Raw genomic sequence first — 16,956 nt, forward strand, 5'->3', positions numbered from 1 at the left:
AGGGCGACGGAAAAATCAGGCCAGCCAATAGCGGGTCAGGTTGCGCGCCGGGTCAGTGTAACGACTGCGGGCGTGAATCATCCGCCAGTTGTCCCAAATCAGCAGGCATCCGTCGGGAATCAACACCGGAACGTTGTGCTCGACGAAGTACGCTTCGCCGAGCACGGCAAACCTGGCCAGCGGCGAGGTGTTGTTGGTCACCAGTGATTGCTGCAACGCTTCCTTGGACGGGTTCACGTCGCCGTAGTGAAACTGGTTGTAGCTGAAGCGGAAAATATCCCCGTCTTCCGTAGGCGTGAGGATGTACTCCTTGACCCGCCGCTGTCCCGGTTCACCCGGTTTGGCGGTGGCGACAAACTCTACCGGCGTGTCATCCAGCCACTCGCGCAGTTGCGGTTCGCTGCGCTCCAGGGACTTGAGAAATTCATAACCGTCCACCAACCCGGTGTGCCCGCCACCGCACCTGGCCTGTTTATGGCAATGCAACGCCAGATAGCGTGGCGGCGGCCCGTACACCGGCGCTTCAGTGTGCGGGCCGATGCCGTTCATGCTCTGGGAATACGGCAAGTCTTCGTAACCCGGCTTGCGGGTAATGGCAAAGGCCGTCTGGCCGTTGAACTGCGGAATGATCCGACCGAACTCGCACAAGGTGCCTACGACATCATCGGCAAATTCGTCCGGGATCAGCACCGTCCAGCCCAACGTCGACAGTTCTTCGTGACGATGGCCGAGCGAAATGCAAGGTTGAGACGCAACAATCCCTTGGTCTGACATGGTGAGATTCCTGGCAGGTGATCAGGCGTTTACGGTTGAGGTGTAAGCGGCGATGAAGTCGCGGCAGGCGCCGCCCGGTCGATAATGCTGCTCATCGATGCTCTGCACCGGGGTGATTTCGGCGGCGGTGCCGGTGAGAAAACACTCATCGAAGTCGCCAAGCTCCGTAGGCAAAATCGTGCGTTCGACGACCTGGTAGTCCAGCGTTTTAGCCAACTCGATCACGGTCTGGCGGGTGATGCCGTTGAGGAAGCAATCCGGCAGCGGGGTGTGCAGCGTCCGGTCTTTGACGAAAAACACATTGGCGCTGGTGGCCTCGGCAACGTGGCCGCGCCAGTCGAGCATCAGCGCATCGTGGTACCCCGTGTTCTCGGCGTCGTGCTTGCTCAGCGTGGCGATCTGGTAATGCCCGGAGGCCTTGGCCTCGAACGGGCTGCTGCTCGGCGGCGGGCGGCGCCAGCTCGCGGTCTTCAAGCGGATACCGGCCATGCGCGCCGCCGGGTCGAAATAGCTCGGCCACTGCCAGCACGCGATAGCCACGTGCACACGGTTGAATCGCGCCGAGGTGGAAATCATTTCACTGCCACGCCAGGCCACCGGGCGCAGGTAGCCGTCGACAACCTTGTTGCGTTGCAGCAGTTCATGGCTCGCCGCTTCCAGTTCAGCCATCTCATAGGGGATGGCAAAGTCCATCCATTGCGCCGAGCGATACAAGCGTTCGCTGTGTTCGCGCAGCTTGAAAATCCTGCCGTTGTAGACCCGCTCGCCTTCATACACGGTACTCGCGTAATGCAGGCCATGGGTCAGCACATGCAACTGCGCCCGGGACCACTCGACGAACTCGCCGTCGAGCCAGATAACGCCCTCGCGCTGATCAAACGGGATACTGCTCATATCCATATCTCCCCATTTTTCATGATTTTTCCTACGCTGTTTCCAGCAACACAGGTATCAATTCCGGCACGGCGGTGAACTCGGTCTGAAAGAAGAACGCACGCTCGCCGAAGGCCGGTTGCAAGTCGTCAAACCAGGTCACTTGCGGATCGAAGTGCGCGTAGAACGTGCGCAACACCCATTGCGGATTGCGTGCCTGGAGGAACTGCAAGACGAAGACCTTTTCCCCGGCGACGGTCTCGATGCCGTTGATCAACACCTTGCCGTAGAAGGTGCTCATGGACGGCCCGCGCACCGTTCGCGCCAGCCCCGATACCGTGCGGTACGCCGCCTGGAAGATCTCGAAGGCCCGGGCCAGCGGCATCGCGAAATAGTGGCTGGGCCCGGTGTCACGCTCGACGAACATGTAATAAGGCACCGCCCCGAGCCGCACCCCTTCGGTCCACAGCGCCGCCCAGTCAGCGGGGTTTTCGTTGACGTGGCGGATCACCGGCGCCTGCATGCGTACCGTCGCGCCCGTCGAGCGAATACGCTCGATGGCCTGGCGGGCGATGGTCTGGCGGATCTCCACCGGGTGGTTGTAGTGGCCCATGATCGACAGGTTTTTCCCCGCCGCGACGATGCGCTGGAACAGCTCCAGCAGTTCAGGTGCATCTTTATCGCTGACAAAACGCTGCGGCCAGTACGCCACGGACTTGGTGCCGATGCGGATGTTCTTCAGGTGTGGCAAATCCAGCAGCGGCTCGATGTAACCGGCCAGGGAGCGGGTGTTCATGATCATCGGGTCGCCGCCGGTAATCAGCACGTCGGTCACTTCGGTGTGCACCCTCAGGTAACTGACCAGCTCCTGGGACTCACGGGCGTTGAACTTGAGTTGTTCCTCGCCGATGAACTGCGCCCAGCGGAAACAGAAGGTGCAGTACGCGTGACAGGTCTGACCGGCACCGGGGAAAAACAGCACGGTCTCGCGGTATTTGTGCTGGATGCCCGGCAGGACCTTGCCGTTGAGGGTGACTCCGTTGTGGGTCAACTGCCCGGCCGGATGCGGGTTCATGCGCCGCCAGATCGCCTCGATCCGACGCTTGATCGCCGCGCTGTCGTCCTGCTCGATCAGTTGTTTAAGCGAGGCATATTCCTCCGCCAGCAACATGTCCTTGTGGGGAAAAGTCATGCGGAAAACCGGATCGTCGGGGATGTTGCTCCAGTCGATCAGCGTGCCCAGCACGTATTCGTTGGTGCGAAACGGCATGACCCGGGCCACCACGGTCATGGCCTCCTGCAACGCCGGCGTCAGCTTGTGCCAGTAGGGTGTGTCGCGGATGGTGCGTGAGTTATAGGGTTTGTAGCGTTCGTGCTCCGACAGTCCTTGCATGGCCGCGCTCCTGGTGATTGCCCTGAGTGTTGTTACGCGATGGCCGGCGCTTTGCGCTCTATGTCCATCCACGCCCGAACGCTGTCGCGATCCCACTGGCGACGCACATATGCCGCGAGCCGTGCCGGCACCGGATCGCCGTTGGCAACCAGGCGGTTGAGCATGATTGCCAGGTCGGTGTCGGCAATGCTCCAGTCACCGAACAGATGCTCGGCGCCCTCTTCCAGCAAATGTCCGGCGACGAAGAACAAGCGCTCGACGGCGGCTTGGGCCTCGTCGGACAGCACGGTGTTTTTCTTGCCGAAGTACACCAGGTCAAACGGGCGCTCCTTGCGCACCACCAACAAGTCACTGCGCAACCAGGCCTGCAATTGACGGGCACGGGCGCGCTGGCGGATGTCCTGCGGATAGAGTTTTTTATGCCCCGGGGAGAGTTCATCGAGGTATTCGGCAATCGCCGATGATTCCGACAAGGCAAAATCGTCGTGAACCAGCGTTGGAACTTTGCAGGTCAGCGAAAGATTGCGATAAGTCGCCAGATAGTTTTCGCGTGCTTTTAGATCGACAGTAACAAGTTCAAATGAAAGTTGCTTTTCCTTGAGCGCCACAAAAGCCGACATCGCAAAAGCGCTGACATAGTCGGCGCCGATATACAGTTTTAGCTTCCTGTTATCCATAGAGCACTCCATTCACTGACTGCAGGGATTAACTTGCATTGGAAGAGATCGTAGTTAGTTGGATGAAGGCTGAATAGATACAGAATTTGCCTGATTCAATCGATACAGAAAGTTGTTTTTTCACCGACAGATACGCAGCCAAAATCCCGGCAATAGCGCTGCAAAAGGCGATACTGGCGGCAGGTCTGAAAAACAAAAAAGGGAGCCAACGATGGTTGGCTCCCTTGGCTGATGCGCTGGGAAATTACGGCTGGGTGGTGATCAGGCCATGGCTGTCGGCAAAGTTCGAGAGCAGTGCCATTTGTGGCATGTTGCTCATGTTCAGCATCGCCAGAGGCTCGTATTTGCTGGTGTTGACGAACCCATGTTTGGTCCAGGCCGGCACCAGTAGCACGTCGCCCCTGCTGACGTCGACCCCATCGGCATCGTCGAGGGTCAACACACCACTGCCGCACTGGATAATGAACAGATGCCACCAGGAATGGGCATGACCATTGAGCGTCACACCGGGGTTGAGCCATTGCATGGCGATCGCCATGCCAGGCGTCACTTCACAGCCCCCAATGCTCTTTTCATGAGCCAACGCGACAATATCAACGTCGCTGGCTTCCAAGGCCTCACGCATACTCGCTAGTTCAGTGCCTTTCCATACCTTGGGACTTGTCGCTCGATGGTGCAGGCTTTGACGAAAGTCCTTATATGAAAAAAATGCACCTTGAAAATTATCCATTCGCACATCCTTTCTTATTATTCCCCATACTTTAGCGCCGAACCTTAAGTTAAGGATTCAGCGCTGTAAAGTCGGAAAACAACTTACACAACCGATGGGCGCAAGGCGGCAATCATGTCCACTTCTATCGCGGCATTCTTGGGTAACTGATAAACACCGACTGTGGTGCGCGTATGTTTGCCGGCATCGCCCAGTACATGGCTGAACACATCCGAGGCGCCGTTGGCCACTTCGCTCAAATCGACAAAGTCCGCCGTGGACCTCACATAGACCGTTACCCGGATCAGTGACTTGATCTTGTCCAGCGAACCAATGGCATCGACGATCAACGCCAGCCCACGCATCGCACTGATGCTGGCGGCCGCCTGCGCATCAGCCATGGTGAGGTCCAGTCCGACGCGGCCGGGGTAATGGATCTTGCCGTTCATGCGTGGCACCAGGCCGCTGATGTACAGCTCATCGTGATGACGGATCAACGGCGCGTAATGCCCGCCTGCGGTGTTTTCGCCGTAAATGTCATAACCAAACTCTTTGGCCAGGGCGATGAAGCGTTCATCGCAGGTCATGTGCTGGATCATTGATCGAATCCTCTTGATCAGTAATGCAAAAAACGGGGGCTTGCTGGCTCAACACACGGCTCGAGTGGCCGGTGCCAGGCAAGTCACCTCGATGCGTGACTCAATCACCTCGGCCAGACGCAACAGGTCGTTGCTCAGTTGCCCGTAGTGTTCGTTGAACAACACGATGTGGCCGATGAATGAGAAGTTGTCCTTGACCTGCGCGCTGACCGAGTCACCGATACGCTTGGCGTACTGGCCGTCCACCAGTTCAATGCGCAGCGAACGGGCCACGGTGGCGATGTCGGGCGTCGCCCGCAGGATGCCGCCGGCCGGCGCCCTGAGCAGGCGAATGCCGCAGTAGCCGCGGGCCACTGGCTCATGCTGTTCGGTCTTGCCTTCCACCGCCCAGCGCACCCAGCGTTCCCACGGATCGAAATTGACGAAGGCGCGTTTGGCCAGGTCCCAGATGTGCATGCCGCCGGGGCGCATGTTGGTTTCCACGGCCGAGGTCAGGTTGTCGCTGCGCAGGAACACTTCGTTGTGCCAGGCACCGTTGTCCTCGGAGACCAGCGCCGACATGTGCCGGCCAGCCGCCATCAGCCGCGCCTGCACGTCCACCGACAAGGGCGCAGGCACCACTTGCTGGATCTCGGCGCGGTAGGCGCCTTCGGTGGTGGTTTTTTCCGTCACCCAGGTGCTGCCGGCCACACAGTCCCAGCTGTATTCACGGGCGTTCTGCACCAGCGCTTCAAGGACGATGCCGCCTTCGCGGTAAGGCTTCAGGGCCAGCCAGGCGTCATCGCATTCCGAAGGGTGATGGATGACGCGACAGCCCCGGCTCGCACCTTCGCAGGCCGGTTTGATGAAGGCCTTGCCGCCCAGCTCGACGACGCGCTGGCGCAGTTCCGACAGGTTTTCGACCCGCGCGGAAAACACCGGCCGGTATTCTCCGGGGGCGGTGCTGGCCGCCGCTTCGAGCCGACGGAAAACCTGCTTGTCCAGGCCCGCCCGCGCTTCTTCCGGGGTAATGCCCGGCAGGCCAAAGTGAGTGGCCAGCGCTGCACCAAGCAGCACGCCGCGATCGGAGAACGGCAGTATCCCGATCACTTTCCAACTGTCGACATTCAGACACCCCACCACCAGTTCAAGGGACGCCGCCATATCTTCTTCAGCCAGCGAAGTGCTGCAGACGTGATCGGCCACTTGGTCGTCATGGGGTTGAATTTGCTCGACCAGCAGGATGAGCCTGGCGTTGTAGAGCGACTTGCACAGTTCGCGCAGTTTCTGGATGTCGTGCACCCGATTGCCGTTGTAACCGACCACTACTACACATGAAGTCGTATTCATAATGCCCCTGACCTGCAAAGTGAAAACCGCAGCGGCGATGACTCAGTCATGCAACGACGCATTGGATTTACGGTTGAGCCAGTACCAGGCCAGGATCCCTGCGGCACCGATGGCGGCCAGCACCAGCGCGTTATACGGCGCCGGCACCACCCGCATGATCAACACGGTCAGCCCGGCCCCGATGCCCAGGGACACTTCCTTGACGAACATGTTGTTCTGTTTGACGGAGAAGTAATCGAGGTAGCTGAAGGCGCATTCGGCAATGGACAGCAGCGCCACCCAGACCAGCGCCCCGGCGAGGGTTTCGACGTGGAACGCGGCAGGCGAAGACAGCACCGCAAAACCGCCGACGATGATCCCGATCACTGCCACGACCTTGTAGCGCCCGGTGCGCTCGATCAACTTCATCACCGGCACTTGGGCGAAGACCACCACGGCACTGTTGAGGATCAGCATCAAACCGTACCAGGCCGGCAACTCGCCGGTCTTGAGCAGGATTGCCTGTGGCAGGATCGAGAACACCCCGAACAGCTTGATGCCCATGATGATCCCGGCGATCACCCAGGGCAGTTTATTGCCCCAGTTGCTGCCGACCTGAGTGGCCGGGCGGGCTACCACCGGCTCGGTGGTGAAGGTCGCGCCGAGGGCGATTGGCAGGCACAGCAAAACGAAGGCCGCCGCGCCGAGGAAAAACATCGTCGGCGTGAGAAGCGGCGACAGCAGAATCAAACCGGCCACCAGGCTGCCCATGTTCATGGCTACGCGGTTGTAGGCCGCGCCTTCCTTGGTCTGGGCCGCTTCGCTCTTGATCAGGTAACCGGCAATGGCAATGCCGTAGGCAAACAGGGCGGCAGCAAACATCACCATGCCTTGATTGCTGGTGAGCGCCAGCAACACCAGGCCAAGGCCGGCACACAGCAGCGTGACGCTCAGGGAGCGGCGGCCAAGCACCAGTAAAGTCAGGGGCAACAGCAGCAACAAGGCGCGATATCCAAGGGCCAGGATGCTGTTGGTGGCCGTGTCGAGCCAGACGTTGGCCTTGCCCAGCACCGCGAACAGCGAGACGGCGGTGATGATCCGGATCGTGAATAGCCGCAGGTTAATGACCGGTTTAGCCACCGCGACCGTTGTTTCGACACTCATGCAGCACCTCAGGAACCGGGTGAACGCCCGCCGACACAGGCTGACATTCAGAAAAGTCTGTAAGGGCATGGTAGAGAGAGAGGCTTGTCCTGATCAGGGCAAGTTCGTATAGAATCCAACGAACTTTACTGCCCAAGAGACCAGTAAAATGCAGGTTCAACGTGCAGTCATTGCCGCCATTGAGTTCCAGCCCGGCGCGCCGCTGGTGCAGCAGATCGTCGATCAGCTGACGCATGCCATCAGCACCGGGGGCCTGCCCCACGGCGCCAAGCTGCCGCCGATTCGCGAACTCTCCGACTTGATGAACGTGGGCAAGTCCACGGTGGTCGATGCACTGGACCGCATGCGGGCCAAGGGGCTGGTGGTGTCGCGCCAGGGCTCCGGGCATTACGTGCATCGCTCCGAAGCGGCGCTGAAAAGCGGTGCCGGCCCGGACCTGCAACCCCAGGACACCCTCAGCGTGATTCGTCGCGCCTTGCTGCTGGACAACGGCGCGCTGCGTCCCGGCTGCGGTTTTCTGCCGACCTCGTGGCTACCCGCCGAAGAATTGCAGAAAGCCGTGCGCAGTACCCTGCGAGCAACGTCGTTGCGCATGGGCGAGTACGGCGTGGCCGGCGGTTACTTGCCGTTGCGCCAGGCCTTGCGGGTGAAACTGGCGACCTTCGGCATCGAAGCGCCGGTGGACCAGATCATCACCACCGCCAACACCATGCAGGCCATCGACCTGCTGATGCGCCTGCTGGTCAAACCCGGCGACACCGTACTGCTCGACGACCCCTGCTACTTCAACATGCACGCCAACCTGGCGCTGCACGGGGCCAAGGTCATCACCATCGCACGGGATTGCGACGGCATGGACCTCGACGCCTTCGAGCAACTGCTGATCGCCCACAAACCCGTGCTGTACATGACCAACAGCACACTGCATAACCCCACCGGCCACTCGTTCACCCCGGCCCAGGTTTACCGCTTGCTGGAACTGAGCCACCGCCATGGCTTCCACATCGTCGAAGACGACCTGTACTGCGACATCCAGCAACGCCGCACCCCGCGCCTGGCCGCCAGCGGGCTGGACAACGTGAGTTATGTCTCCGGCTTCTCCAAGACCCTGACCGCCAACAGCCGGGTCAGCTACACCGTGCTCTCGCCACAATTGGCGGCGCGGATGGTCGCGTTGAAAATGGCCTGCGGGGGCGTGACCTCGGAACTGGCGGAGCAGATCACCTGCACCATGCTCAGCGACGGCAGCTATGCCAAGCATGCGCGGCGCACGGTGGATCGGCTGTATGAATCGAACAGTCGTGTGGCCAGTTGGTTGGCGGAGGCTGGGTGTTCGCTTTCCTCGCTTCCCGGAGAAGGGGTGTTTATATGGGCGCGGTTGCCGGACGGCCTGCATGCCGAAAACCTGGCTCGCCAGGGGCTGGAGAACAATATGGTATTGGCGCCGGGCACCTTGCTGAGCAAAGGGCCGGATGCCAGCCAGTTCCTGCGCTTCAATGTGGCGCACAGCGATAGCTTGCAAGTGCGCGAGCGGTTTTTCCGGTTGCTTGATAAGCAAAGCAAGTAACCGACGACCACCGATCTTGTGGGAGCGAGCTTGCTCGCGATGAGGCCGTCACATTCAAAATTGATGTTGCCTGACACGCCGCCATCGCGAGCAAGCTCGCTCCCACAAGGGTTCAGCGTCGTACCCGATATCAGCGATAACGTGGTGAAGGTGCTCGATACCCCCTGTAACAACCGCGCATGAATGAAAAAGCCCCACCGTTCTCTCGAAAGGAGGGGCTTTGCGCTGCAGGCCGTTTCAATTTTTGGGCCAAACGATGCAGCCTCTTCGCTGCAACCAGAGCTCAGGAAAACATGGCGCGCTGCTCAGCTTCGTAATGCCGGGTCTGAAAAGGCATGAGGGCTTGGGCTTTTAGGCCGAGGCCCTCACTCAACCCCCAAGAGACAGCGAGTTCATCACGGCGTCGACGCAATGGCGTGACGGTTTGTAGCATCACGGCTTGCACGGAAGTCGAATGTGCAAAAAGCTCGAGGACATTGAGCGTTTCCGACACCCGCAGATCGGACAAGCAAGTAAATCGAGTGAATCGCTCGAGCAGATAGCCAGCGCGCCGGACCTCCACTTCGTCAGTGTGACGATTCAAAAAAGCGGTTACCTCGCTTTCAAGATTTGAGTCCGAGTACCAGACAGCTTTGGCGGCGCTCACGAGAGCAGCGTCATCCGCTTGATTTAAAGGTCTTTTTACCAGCGTGTCCAAGGCGGCTGAGAGGACGTGGCCGCTATGGGGCTTCGTCATCTGTGCTCTCCAGATAATCATGCAAAATATTAGTGAGAACGGAGATTGGTGGCTCCTTGTTGCCAACATATACATCAATCGCCTGCAATGCCAGTCGACGGAACTCGGTAGTCAGGATGAAACCAGCCCTGAGAAGTGCCTTGATATCACCAATGTCCTGATCGGTCGCTCTGCCCAGTTTGGAGATGGCAATGTCGACAGGTGCTGCGATATGAACGTGCAGCGGGGACTCTATCGGAAACGCTTCAATAGGAAGGCTCCGCTCCCAATAGTCCTCATGTATCGGACCAAAACTGGTGTTGTATTGCAGGTCGTAGTTCAGCTCCATCAATCGACCGGATCGCTCATCAACAAACTGTTCGGGTATCTCTGCGAGCATGGTTTGCAGGTGTAAACCTTCGGGAACATGAGCTTCATAAATCTCGGCATCGACGTCGGTGGAAACGCGATGATGGGTATAAAGGTGAATAGCGCAGCCACCGAAAACGATAATTTTGACGGCCCCTGGTCCTGCGTTCTCTAGCTCCAGTTCCGCTTCGACAGATTTGAATATTGAAATCAAAGCCTGCCCCAACGCTGTTTCCGTATTAACACGCGGGGTGATTACCTCTGGCAGCTCCATCGTAGATCCTCTGGGATGCTCGTAATAACCGCTCCCGAGGCTAGATAGGCGACTTCCGACCCTCAACCTGAAAAACCCGTGGGAAAGTTCAGGCAAATCCGTAAGCATTTTTGCCGGTCAGGCCGCCTATCGTAAGAGGCCTGTCAGTCCGCGTCGCGGCCATAGCAAGCAGGCTCGCGATGGCGGCAACGCGGTCCCGCAGAAAGCACCCAACAAAAAGCCCCGCTCTTCTCTCGAAGGCGGGGCTTTTTGATGCAGCATCTAAACCTTACGGCGCGTACGTCAGCAACAACTCCGCCGGCACTTTGAAGTCCAGGGACATCATCACGCTCAACGCGGTAATGGTGAAGATCGAGAACACGAACAGCTTGCGTGCCCAGACCGTGTCATCCACTGCCTTGTAGCCGGTCCAGGCCATGTACAGCCAGTACATGCCCATGGCCGCGGCGACGGCGAGGTAGCTCATGCCGGCGTAGCCGCTGAAGGTCAGCATCAAGGTCGCCACGAGGAACGCCAGGATGTAGAGCAGGATGTGCTTCTTGGCCACCTGGATGCCGCGCTTCACCGGCAGCACCGGAATCGATGCGGCCAGGTAATCGTTGAAGCGGAAGATCGCGATGGCGTAGGAATGCGGCATCTGCCACAGGCTGAACATCACCAGCAGGGTCAGCGCGGCCATGTCGAAGGTGTTGCTGACTGCGACGTAGCCAATCACCGGCGGCATGGCGCCCGACAGACTGCCCACCAGCGTGCCGTGAACCGACTTGCGCTTGAGGTATAGGCTGTAGAAGCCGACGTAGATCACGAAGCCGATGACTGCGAACAGTGCGGCCAACGGGTTGGCCACCTTGTACAACAGCGCAACGCCGGCGACACCCAGGACGGTCGCATAGATCAGGGCCAGTTTCAGGGAGATCAAGCCCTGGACCAGCACCCGGTTCTTGGTGCGTTCCATCTTCAGGTCGATGTCGCGGTCGATGCAGTTGTTGAACACGCAACCGGAGGCAACCACCAGGGACGTGCCGATCATGGCGGCCAGGAAGATGGCCAGATCGACATGCCCTTTGGAGGCCAGGAAAAATCCGCCTGCCACAGAAAGCACGTTACCGAAAATGATCCCCGGTTTGGTGATTTGGATAAAGTGCTTGAGGGACATGCGGACTTACCTCACTTCGCCATCATGAACGTGTGGATGCTGAACATGATCCACAGCGACAGGCCAACCAGCAGGACAATCACGATCGCGGCGAAGACAAACGCAATCACGTTGTTTCGCTGCGCGGCCGAACGGTCCAGGTGCAGGAAGTACACCAGGTGCACCAGCACCTGGACGATCGCGAACGCCAGGACGATCAACAGGGTGATCGACTTCGGCAGTGTCGGGTACATCACCAGACCGAATGGAATGACGGTCAGGATCACCGACAGGATGAAGCCGATGGCGTACGACTTGTAGCTGCCGTGACCGGCGTCGTCGTGGCCATGGGAATGTGCGTTAGCCATTTACATAGTCCCCATCAGGTAAACAACGGTGAATACGCAGATCCACACGACGTCCAGGAAGTGCCAGAACAGGCTCAGGCAGCTCAGGCGAGTCTTGTTGGTCGACGTCAGGCCATGCTTGTTGACCTGGTACATCATGATCGCCATCCAGATCAGACCGCTGGTCACGTGCAGACCGTGGGTACCGACCAGGGTGAAGAACCCGGACAGGAAGCCGGAACGGCTAGGGCCGTAGCCTTCGGAGATCAAGATGTGGAACTCGTTGATCTCCATGCCGATGAAGCCCAGGCCGAACAGGAAGGTCATGGCCAACCAGCCCAGGACCTGCTTCTTGTTGCCCCGGTAGAACGCCAGCATGGCGAAGCCGTAGGTGATCGAACTGAACAACAGCAGAGCGGTTTCGCCCAGCACATATGGCAGTTCGAAGATGTCGTGGCCCGACGGACCACCCGCTACGTTGTTAACCAGTACCGCGTACACCGCGAAGATCGACGCAAACAGAATGCAGTCGGTCATCAGGTAGAGCCAGAAACCGTATACGGTCATCTCGCCCGAGTCGTGGTGGTCATCGTGCCCATGGTCACCATGGGCGTGTCCAACATTGGTCACTAAATTCGACATGGTTTAAGCCTGTTCCAACGAGGTTTCAACACGGGTGGCGGTGGCCGGGATTTTCCCTGCCGCTACCAGACGCTTGTGCTGCTCGGCTTCGATGCGTTCGATCACGTCGACCGGCACCATATAGCCTTGATCATCACGGGCCGCGTGGATCACGAAGTAGATCACGGTGCCGGCCAGGCTGGCGATTGCCAGCCACCAGATGTGCCAGATCATCGCGAAACCGAACACGGTCAACAGCGCGCCCATGACCACACCGGTGGCGGTGTTGTTAGGCATGTGGATCGGCTGGTACTTGGCCGGAGCCTTGTACGCGGTGCCGTTTTCCTTGGCTTCGGTGAACGGGTCGATGCAGTCGGCTTTCGGCAGTACGGCAAAGTTGTAGAACGGTGGTGGCGACGAGGTCGACCATTCCAGGGTGTGGGCATTCCACGGGTCGCCGTGTTCGCACATGTTTTCCGGCTTGTTGCGGTCACGCACGCTGACGTACAGCTGGATCAGCTGGCAAGCGATACCCACGGCGATCATCACCGCACCGAACATGGCGACGTACAGGTACGGCACCCACTCAGGGTTGGTGGTGGCGTTCAGACGACGGGTCATACCCATGAAGCCCAGCGCGTAGAGCGGCATGAACGCGACGAAGAAGCCCGAGATCCAGAACCAGAACGCTGCCTTGCCCCAGCCTTCGTGCAGCTTGAAGCCGAACGCTTTAGGGAAGTAGAACGCGAAACCTGCGATGTAACCGAATACCGCACCGCCGATGATCACGTTATGGAAGTGCGCGATCACGAACAGGCTGTTGTGCAGAACGAAGTCAGCACCCGGGATGGCCAGCAGTACGCCGGTCATGCCGCCGATGGCGAAGGTCACCATGAAGCCCAGGGTCCACAGAACCTGGCTGGTGAAACGCAGACGGCCCTGGTAGATGGTGAACAGCCAGTTGAACAGCTTCACACCCGTCGGGATGGAAATCAGCATCGTCGCCAGACCGAAGAAGGCGTTGACGCTGGCACCCGAACCCATGGTGAAGAAGTGGTGCAACCAAACCATGAAGCCCAGGATCGAGATCGCGCCCGATGCGTAGACCATCGAGTGGTGACCGAACAGTTTCTTGCCGGTGAAGGTCGAGATGACTTCGGAGAAGATACCGAACGCTGGCAGGATCAGGATGTACACCTCAGGGTGACCCCATGCCCAGAACAGGTTCACGTACATCATCGGATTGCCACCAAGTTCATTGGTGAAAATGTGGAAATCCATGTAACGGTCAAGCGTCAGCAGTGCCAGGGTAGCGGTCAGGATCGGGAACGAAGCCACGATCAGGACGTTGGCCCAGGTGCAGGTCCAGGTGAAGATCGGCATGTCCATCAGCTTCATGCCAGGGGTACGCATTTTCAGCACGGTGGCCAGGAAGTTGACCCCCGTCAGCGTCGTACCCAGGCCGGATAGCTGTAGCGCCCAGATGTAGTAATCCATCCCCACGCCAGGGCTGTATTGCAGGCCCGACAGCGGCGGATAGGCAACCCAGCCGGTCTTGGCGAATTCGCCAACGCCCAGGGACAGGTTGATCAGCACCACGCCGGAAACCAGCAGCCAGAAGCTCAGGGAGTTCAGGAACGGGTAGGCAACGTCACGCGCGCCGATCTGCAGCGGCACTGCAAGGTTCATCAGGCCGGTGAAGAATGGCATCGCCATGAAGATGATCATGATCACACCGTGGGCGGTGAAGATCTGGTCATAGTGTTCAGGTGGCAGGTAGCCAGGCGAACCCTCGGTGGCCATGGCCAGCTGGGTACGCATCATGATGGCGTCGGCAAAGCCGCGCAGCAGCATGACCATGGCGACGATGATGTACATCACGCCGATTTTCTTGTGGTCGACCGACGTCAGCCACTCGGTCCACAGGTAGGTCCACTTCTTGAAGTAGGTGATTGCAGCGAACAGCGCCAGACCACCGAGCGCGATCATGGCGATGGTCACCATTACGATCGGCTCGTGGAACGGGACTGCTTCCCAACTTAATTTACCAAACATCGTTTACTCCTCTGCCCCGGCAGCTGAATGCGAGTTCATGTCCATTCCTTGCGTAGCGGCCACTTCTTTCTCTTCTTTCTCGTGCTTCACTTTCGGACCCGGTTTCATGCCTTCGTACTTGTCGACGATGGTCTGGAACAGGTTCGGCGTCACCGAGGAGTAGAGCTCGACTGGGTTGTTCTGGCTTTGCTTGGCAAGGGCTGCGTATTCAGCTTGTTCAAGCTGCTTAGGTGCCTTTTTGACTTCACTTACCCAGGCGTCGAAATCTTCCTGGGAAGTTGCGATCGCTTTGAATTTCATACCGGTGAAACCCGCGCCGCTGTAGTTGGCGGAGATACCGTCCATCTCGGCGTTCTCGTTGGCGATCAGGTGCAGCTTGGTCTGCATGCCCGCCATCGCGTAGATCTGGCCGCCCAGCGCAGGGATGAAGAACGAGTTCATCACGGCGTCGGAAGTGATCTTGAAGTTGATCGGGGTGTGCGCCGGGAACACGATCTTGTTGACCGTGGCGATGCCTTGTTCCGGGTAGATGAACAGCCACTTCCAGTCCAGCGCGACCACTTCGATGGTCACAGGCTTGACGTCGGATTCCAGAGGCTTGTACGGGTCAAGGGCGTGGGTCGACTTGTAGGTGACGTAACCCAGGGCAATGATGATCAGCACTGGAACAGCCCACACCGCGATCTCGATCTTGGTGGAGTGGTTCCATTTCGGGGTGTAGGTAGCGTTGGTGTTGGACGCGCGGTATTTCCAGGCGAACAGGAACGTCATGATGATGACCGGAACGACGACCAACAGCATCAGCAGCGTTGCGGTGATGATCAGGTTTCGCTCGTCCAGACCAACCTGGCCCTTGGGATTGAGCAAGGTCATGTTGCAGCCTGACAGCAACAACGTGCCGATCAGCGGCAATAAGCCTAGTAGTCTGGGGTACCTGTTTTTACTCATCTCACGACCTCTAAAGCAGCTTGCGCAATGCAGTTGGGTTTTGATCGCCAACACTTCACCCTGCCAAGGGTTGGCATTTTTCTTGGATTGAATAAGGGCATGCCCGTCGTGCGTCAGACGCTGTACGACAAATCCCGGGCCTGCGGTGAGTTCTTATTCGAATACGTGGTCAAAGGCCTTGTTACAGACCAATTCCATTTGGTGCGGGTAGTTGGAGGCTCCGACACCTGGGAATCGCATGAAGCCACCAGACCTCTCGACACCCTGTTCCTGCTCACCCCTGGTTAAGATTTGAGCAGTGCCGGGAATTCAGTGCGGGCGATTGTAGATATGTAACGTTCTATAAACCATGTCTCATCCCGAAATAATTTTTATCCGAACCGGCAACAATCATTAACCGTTTTCGCAAAAGTGGCGCATCTTATCGAAATTAATTCTCAACAAAAACACCAAAATAAGTAGGTCTTCCACCCACGGTTCAGACAGTATCGTGCCCCTCATCTCGGCCCTTTACCTTGCCCAAGGCCCGATATGACGGGGGCTCTGGCCATTCGCCAGAGCCTGTTAAAACTGCCTGTTCGTGCCCGCAATGGAAAAAACCGGAAGCCTGCAAAACAAGCCAATTTCGTTACGTTTCCATGTACCAATCCGGCCATCTCGAACGCCCTGCGGCACTCGCTCTGTGACAACATGTCGCACACTTGTCGCACCCTTGATTGCCACCCGTCACAGTCTTTTTACCCGGCCTCTGAAATGTGCTCTGCAAGACAAAAAAAGCCCCGACCCTCTCTTCGAGGACCGGGGCTTTTTTGTCCGACAATGGGAGGCGGCAGTTGACCTCAGCGCAGCGCTTTGCGGTTACGCGAGGTCAGCAACGGCACCAGCACCACGATCAGCACGAAGGCAACCAGCGCCCACTGTGCCAGCGACAGACCAAGGATTGGCGGGTATGGCGTGGAGCAGAAACCATCGACCTGGAAACCCAGCGGGAAGATCTTCGCCAGCGGCAAGTCATCGACAATCGGTTGCAGCACATCGATGCCGCAGCTGACCGCCGGATAGAACTGCGTATAGACGTGATGCCCGGCAACGCCTGCACCTGCCACTGCACAGATCACCACCAGGGTTTCAAACACCGTGATGCTGCGACGGCCACGCATGGCCGCACCGATGAAGGCAAAGATCGCAATCAGCAGCAACGCGTAACGCTGCAGGATGCACAGCGGGCAAGGGGCCTCGCCCAGAACAATTTGCATGTACAGCGCGCCGCCGATCAGCGCCAGGCAAATGATTCCCAAAAACACCAGATAGCGCCGTTCACGCCCCAACCGCATGGATTCATCGCTCATCGCGTTTCCCTTCAATATTTCGATTGCCCGTCAGTCTACACGCTGGCCCGGACCTTTGAGAGTCTGGAGCATGTGAGGG

At 58.5% G+C, this 16,956-nt stretch carries 18 protein-coding genes; 2 read left to right on the forward strand and 16 right to left on the reverse strand.

The window, feature by feature from the left end; genetic code table 11:
* Positions 1 to 15: 15 nt before the first annotated feature.
* The 8 genes from AC3WTM_RS00805 to AC3WTM_RS00840 form a co-directional block, all read right to left on the reverse strand.
* Positions 16 to 774, reverse strand: a complete 759-nt coding sequence (locus tag AC3WTM_RS00805; protein WP_102669145.1) for a TauD/TfdA family dioxygenase — start codon at positions 772 to 774, stop codon at positions 16 to 18.
* A 21-nt stretch (positions 775 to 795) separates the two neighbouring features.
* Positions 796 to 1,668 carry a branched-chain amino acid aminotransferase gene (locus tag AC3WTM_RS00810; protein WP_102669184.1) on the reverse strand — a complete coding sequence of 291 codons (873 nt, stop codon included), beginning with the start codon at positions 1,666 to 1,668 and terminating at the stop codon, positions 796 to 798.
* 31 nt (positions 1,669 to 1,699) lie between these two features.
* Positions 1,700 to 3,040, reverse strand: a complete 1,341-nt coding sequence (locus AC3WTM_RS00815; RefSeq protein WP_102669144.1) for a KamA family radical SAM protein — start codon at positions 3,038 to 3,040, stop codon at positions 1,700 to 1,702.
* A gap of 32 nt (positions 3,041 to 3,072) precedes the next feature.
* Complete coding sequence (gene yfcF, locus AC3WTM_RS00820; RefSeq protein ID WP_102669143.1) at positions 3,073 to 3,717, reverse strand: glutathione transferase; 645 nt, start codon at positions 3,715 to 3,717, stop codon at positions 3,073 to 3,075.
* Between the two features lie 244 nt (positions 3,718 to 3,961).
* A complete protein-coding gene (locus tag AC3WTM_RS00825) occupies positions 3,962 to 4,447 on the reverse strand; it encodes a cupin domain-containing protein (protein WP_102669142.1) in 486 nt (161 codons plus the stop codon).
* An 83-nt stretch (positions 4,448 to 4,530) separates the two neighbouring features.
* Positions 4,531 to 5,025: a RidA family protein gene (locus AC3WTM_RS00830; RefSeq protein ID WP_102669141.1), complete on the reverse strand. Its 495-nt coding sequence runs from the start codon at positions 5,023 to 5,025 to the stop codon at positions 4,531 to 4,533.
* A gap of 48 nt (positions 5,026 to 5,073) precedes the next feature.
* Positions 5,074 to 6,354: an ATP-grasp domain-containing protein gene (locus AC3WTM_RS00835; protein ID WP_102669140.1), complete on the reverse strand. Its 1,281-nt coding sequence runs from the start codon at positions 6,352 to 6,354 to the stop codon at positions 5,074 to 5,076.
* Positions 6,355 to 6,396: 42 nt separating this feature from the next.
* On the reverse strand, positions 6,397 to 7,497 hold the full coding sequence (locus tag AC3WTM_RS00840; protein ID WP_102669139.1) for an MFS transporter: 1,101 nt from the start codon (positions 7,495 to 7,497) through the stop codon (positions 6,397 to 6,399).
* Positions 7,498 to 7,645: 148 nt separating this feature from the next.
* On the opposite strand from AC3WTM_RS00840, the gene AC3WTM_RS00845 reads away from it, so the two are divergent.
* Positions 7,646 to 9,064, forward strand: a complete 1,419-nt coding sequence (locus AC3WTM_RS00845; protein WP_102669138.1) for an aminotransferase-like domain-containing protein — start codon at positions 7,646 to 7,648, stop codon at positions 9,062 to 9,064.
* A gap of 283 nt (positions 9,065 to 9,347) precedes the next feature.
* Here the strand turns inward: AC3WTM_RS00845 and AC3WTM_RS00850 are convergent, their stop codons facing one another.
* The 7 genes from AC3WTM_RS00850 to cyoA form a co-directional block, all read right to left on the reverse strand.
* Complete coding sequence (locus tag AC3WTM_RS00850) at positions 9,348 to 9,800, reverse strand: hypothetical protein (RefSeq protein WP_102669137.1); 453 nt, start codon at positions 9,798 to 9,800, stop codon at positions 9,348 to 9,350.
* On the reverse strand, positions 9,784 to 10,422 hold the full coding sequence (locus tag AC3WTM_RS00855) for a DUF6036 family nucleotidyltransferase (RefSeq protein WP_173677884.1): 639 nt from the start codon (positions 10,420 to 10,422) through the stop codon (positions 9,784 to 9,786). The genes AC3WTM_RS00850 and AC3WTM_RS00855 overlap by 17 nt, the downstream gene beginning before the upstream one ends.
* 268 nt (positions 10,423 to 10,690) lie before the next feature.
* Complete coding sequence (gene cyoE / locus AC3WTM_RS00860) at positions 10,691 to 11,578, reverse strand: heme o synthase (protein WP_057716357.1); 888 nt, start codon at positions 11,576 to 11,578, stop codon at positions 10,691 to 10,693.
* A gap of 11 nt (positions 11,579 to 11,589) precedes the next feature.
* Positions 11,590 to 11,925 (reverse strand): cytochrome o ubiquinol oxidase subunit IV, encoded by a 336-nt coding sequence (cyoD, locus tag AC3WTM_RS00865; RefSeq protein ID WP_102669136.1) that lies wholly within the window; start codon positions 11,923 to 11,925, stop codon positions 11,590 to 11,592.
* Complete coding sequence (locus AC3WTM_RS00870) at positions 11,926 to 12,546, reverse strand: cytochrome o ubiquinol oxidase subunit III (RefSeq protein ID WP_030128695.1); 621 nt, start codon at positions 12,544 to 12,546, stop codon at positions 11,926 to 11,928.
* A gap of 3 nt (positions 12,547 to 12,549) precedes the next feature.
* Positions 12,550 to 14,580, reverse strand: a complete 2,031-nt coding sequence (cyoB, locus tag AC3WTM_RS00875) for a cytochrome o ubiquinol oxidase subunit I (RefSeq protein WP_015093557.1) — start codon at positions 14,578 to 14,580, stop codon at positions 12,550 to 12,552.
* 3 nt (positions 14,581 to 14,583) lie between these two features.
* Complete coding sequence (gene cyoA, locus AC3WTM_RS00880; RefSeq protein WP_057716359.1) at positions 14,584 to 15,528, reverse strand: ubiquinol oxidase subunit II; 945 nt, start codon at positions 15,526 to 15,528, stop codon at positions 14,584 to 14,586.
* Positions 15,529 to 15,555: 27 nt separating this feature from the next.
* Between cyoA and AC3WTM_RS00885 the strand changes: the two genes are divergently transcribed.
* A complete protein-coding gene (locus AC3WTM_RS00885) occupies positions 15,556 to 15,816 on the forward strand; it encodes a hypothetical protein (RefSeq protein WP_102669135.1) in 261 nt (86 codons plus the stop codon).
* A 551-nt stretch (positions 15,817 to 16,367) separates the two neighbouring features.
* On the opposite strand, the gene AC3WTM_RS00890 is transcribed toward AC3WTM_RS00885, so the two are convergent.
* Positions 16,368 to 16,877, reverse strand: coding sequence for a disulfide bond formation protein B (locus tag AC3WTM_RS00890; protein WP_102669134.1), 510 nt, complete (start codon positions 16,875 to 16,877; stop codon positions 16,368 to 16,370).
* Positions 16,878 to 16,956 lie beyond the last annotated feature (79 nt).

This window comes from Pseudomonas sp. EU05-FHT14B02 (assembly GCF_058791055.1).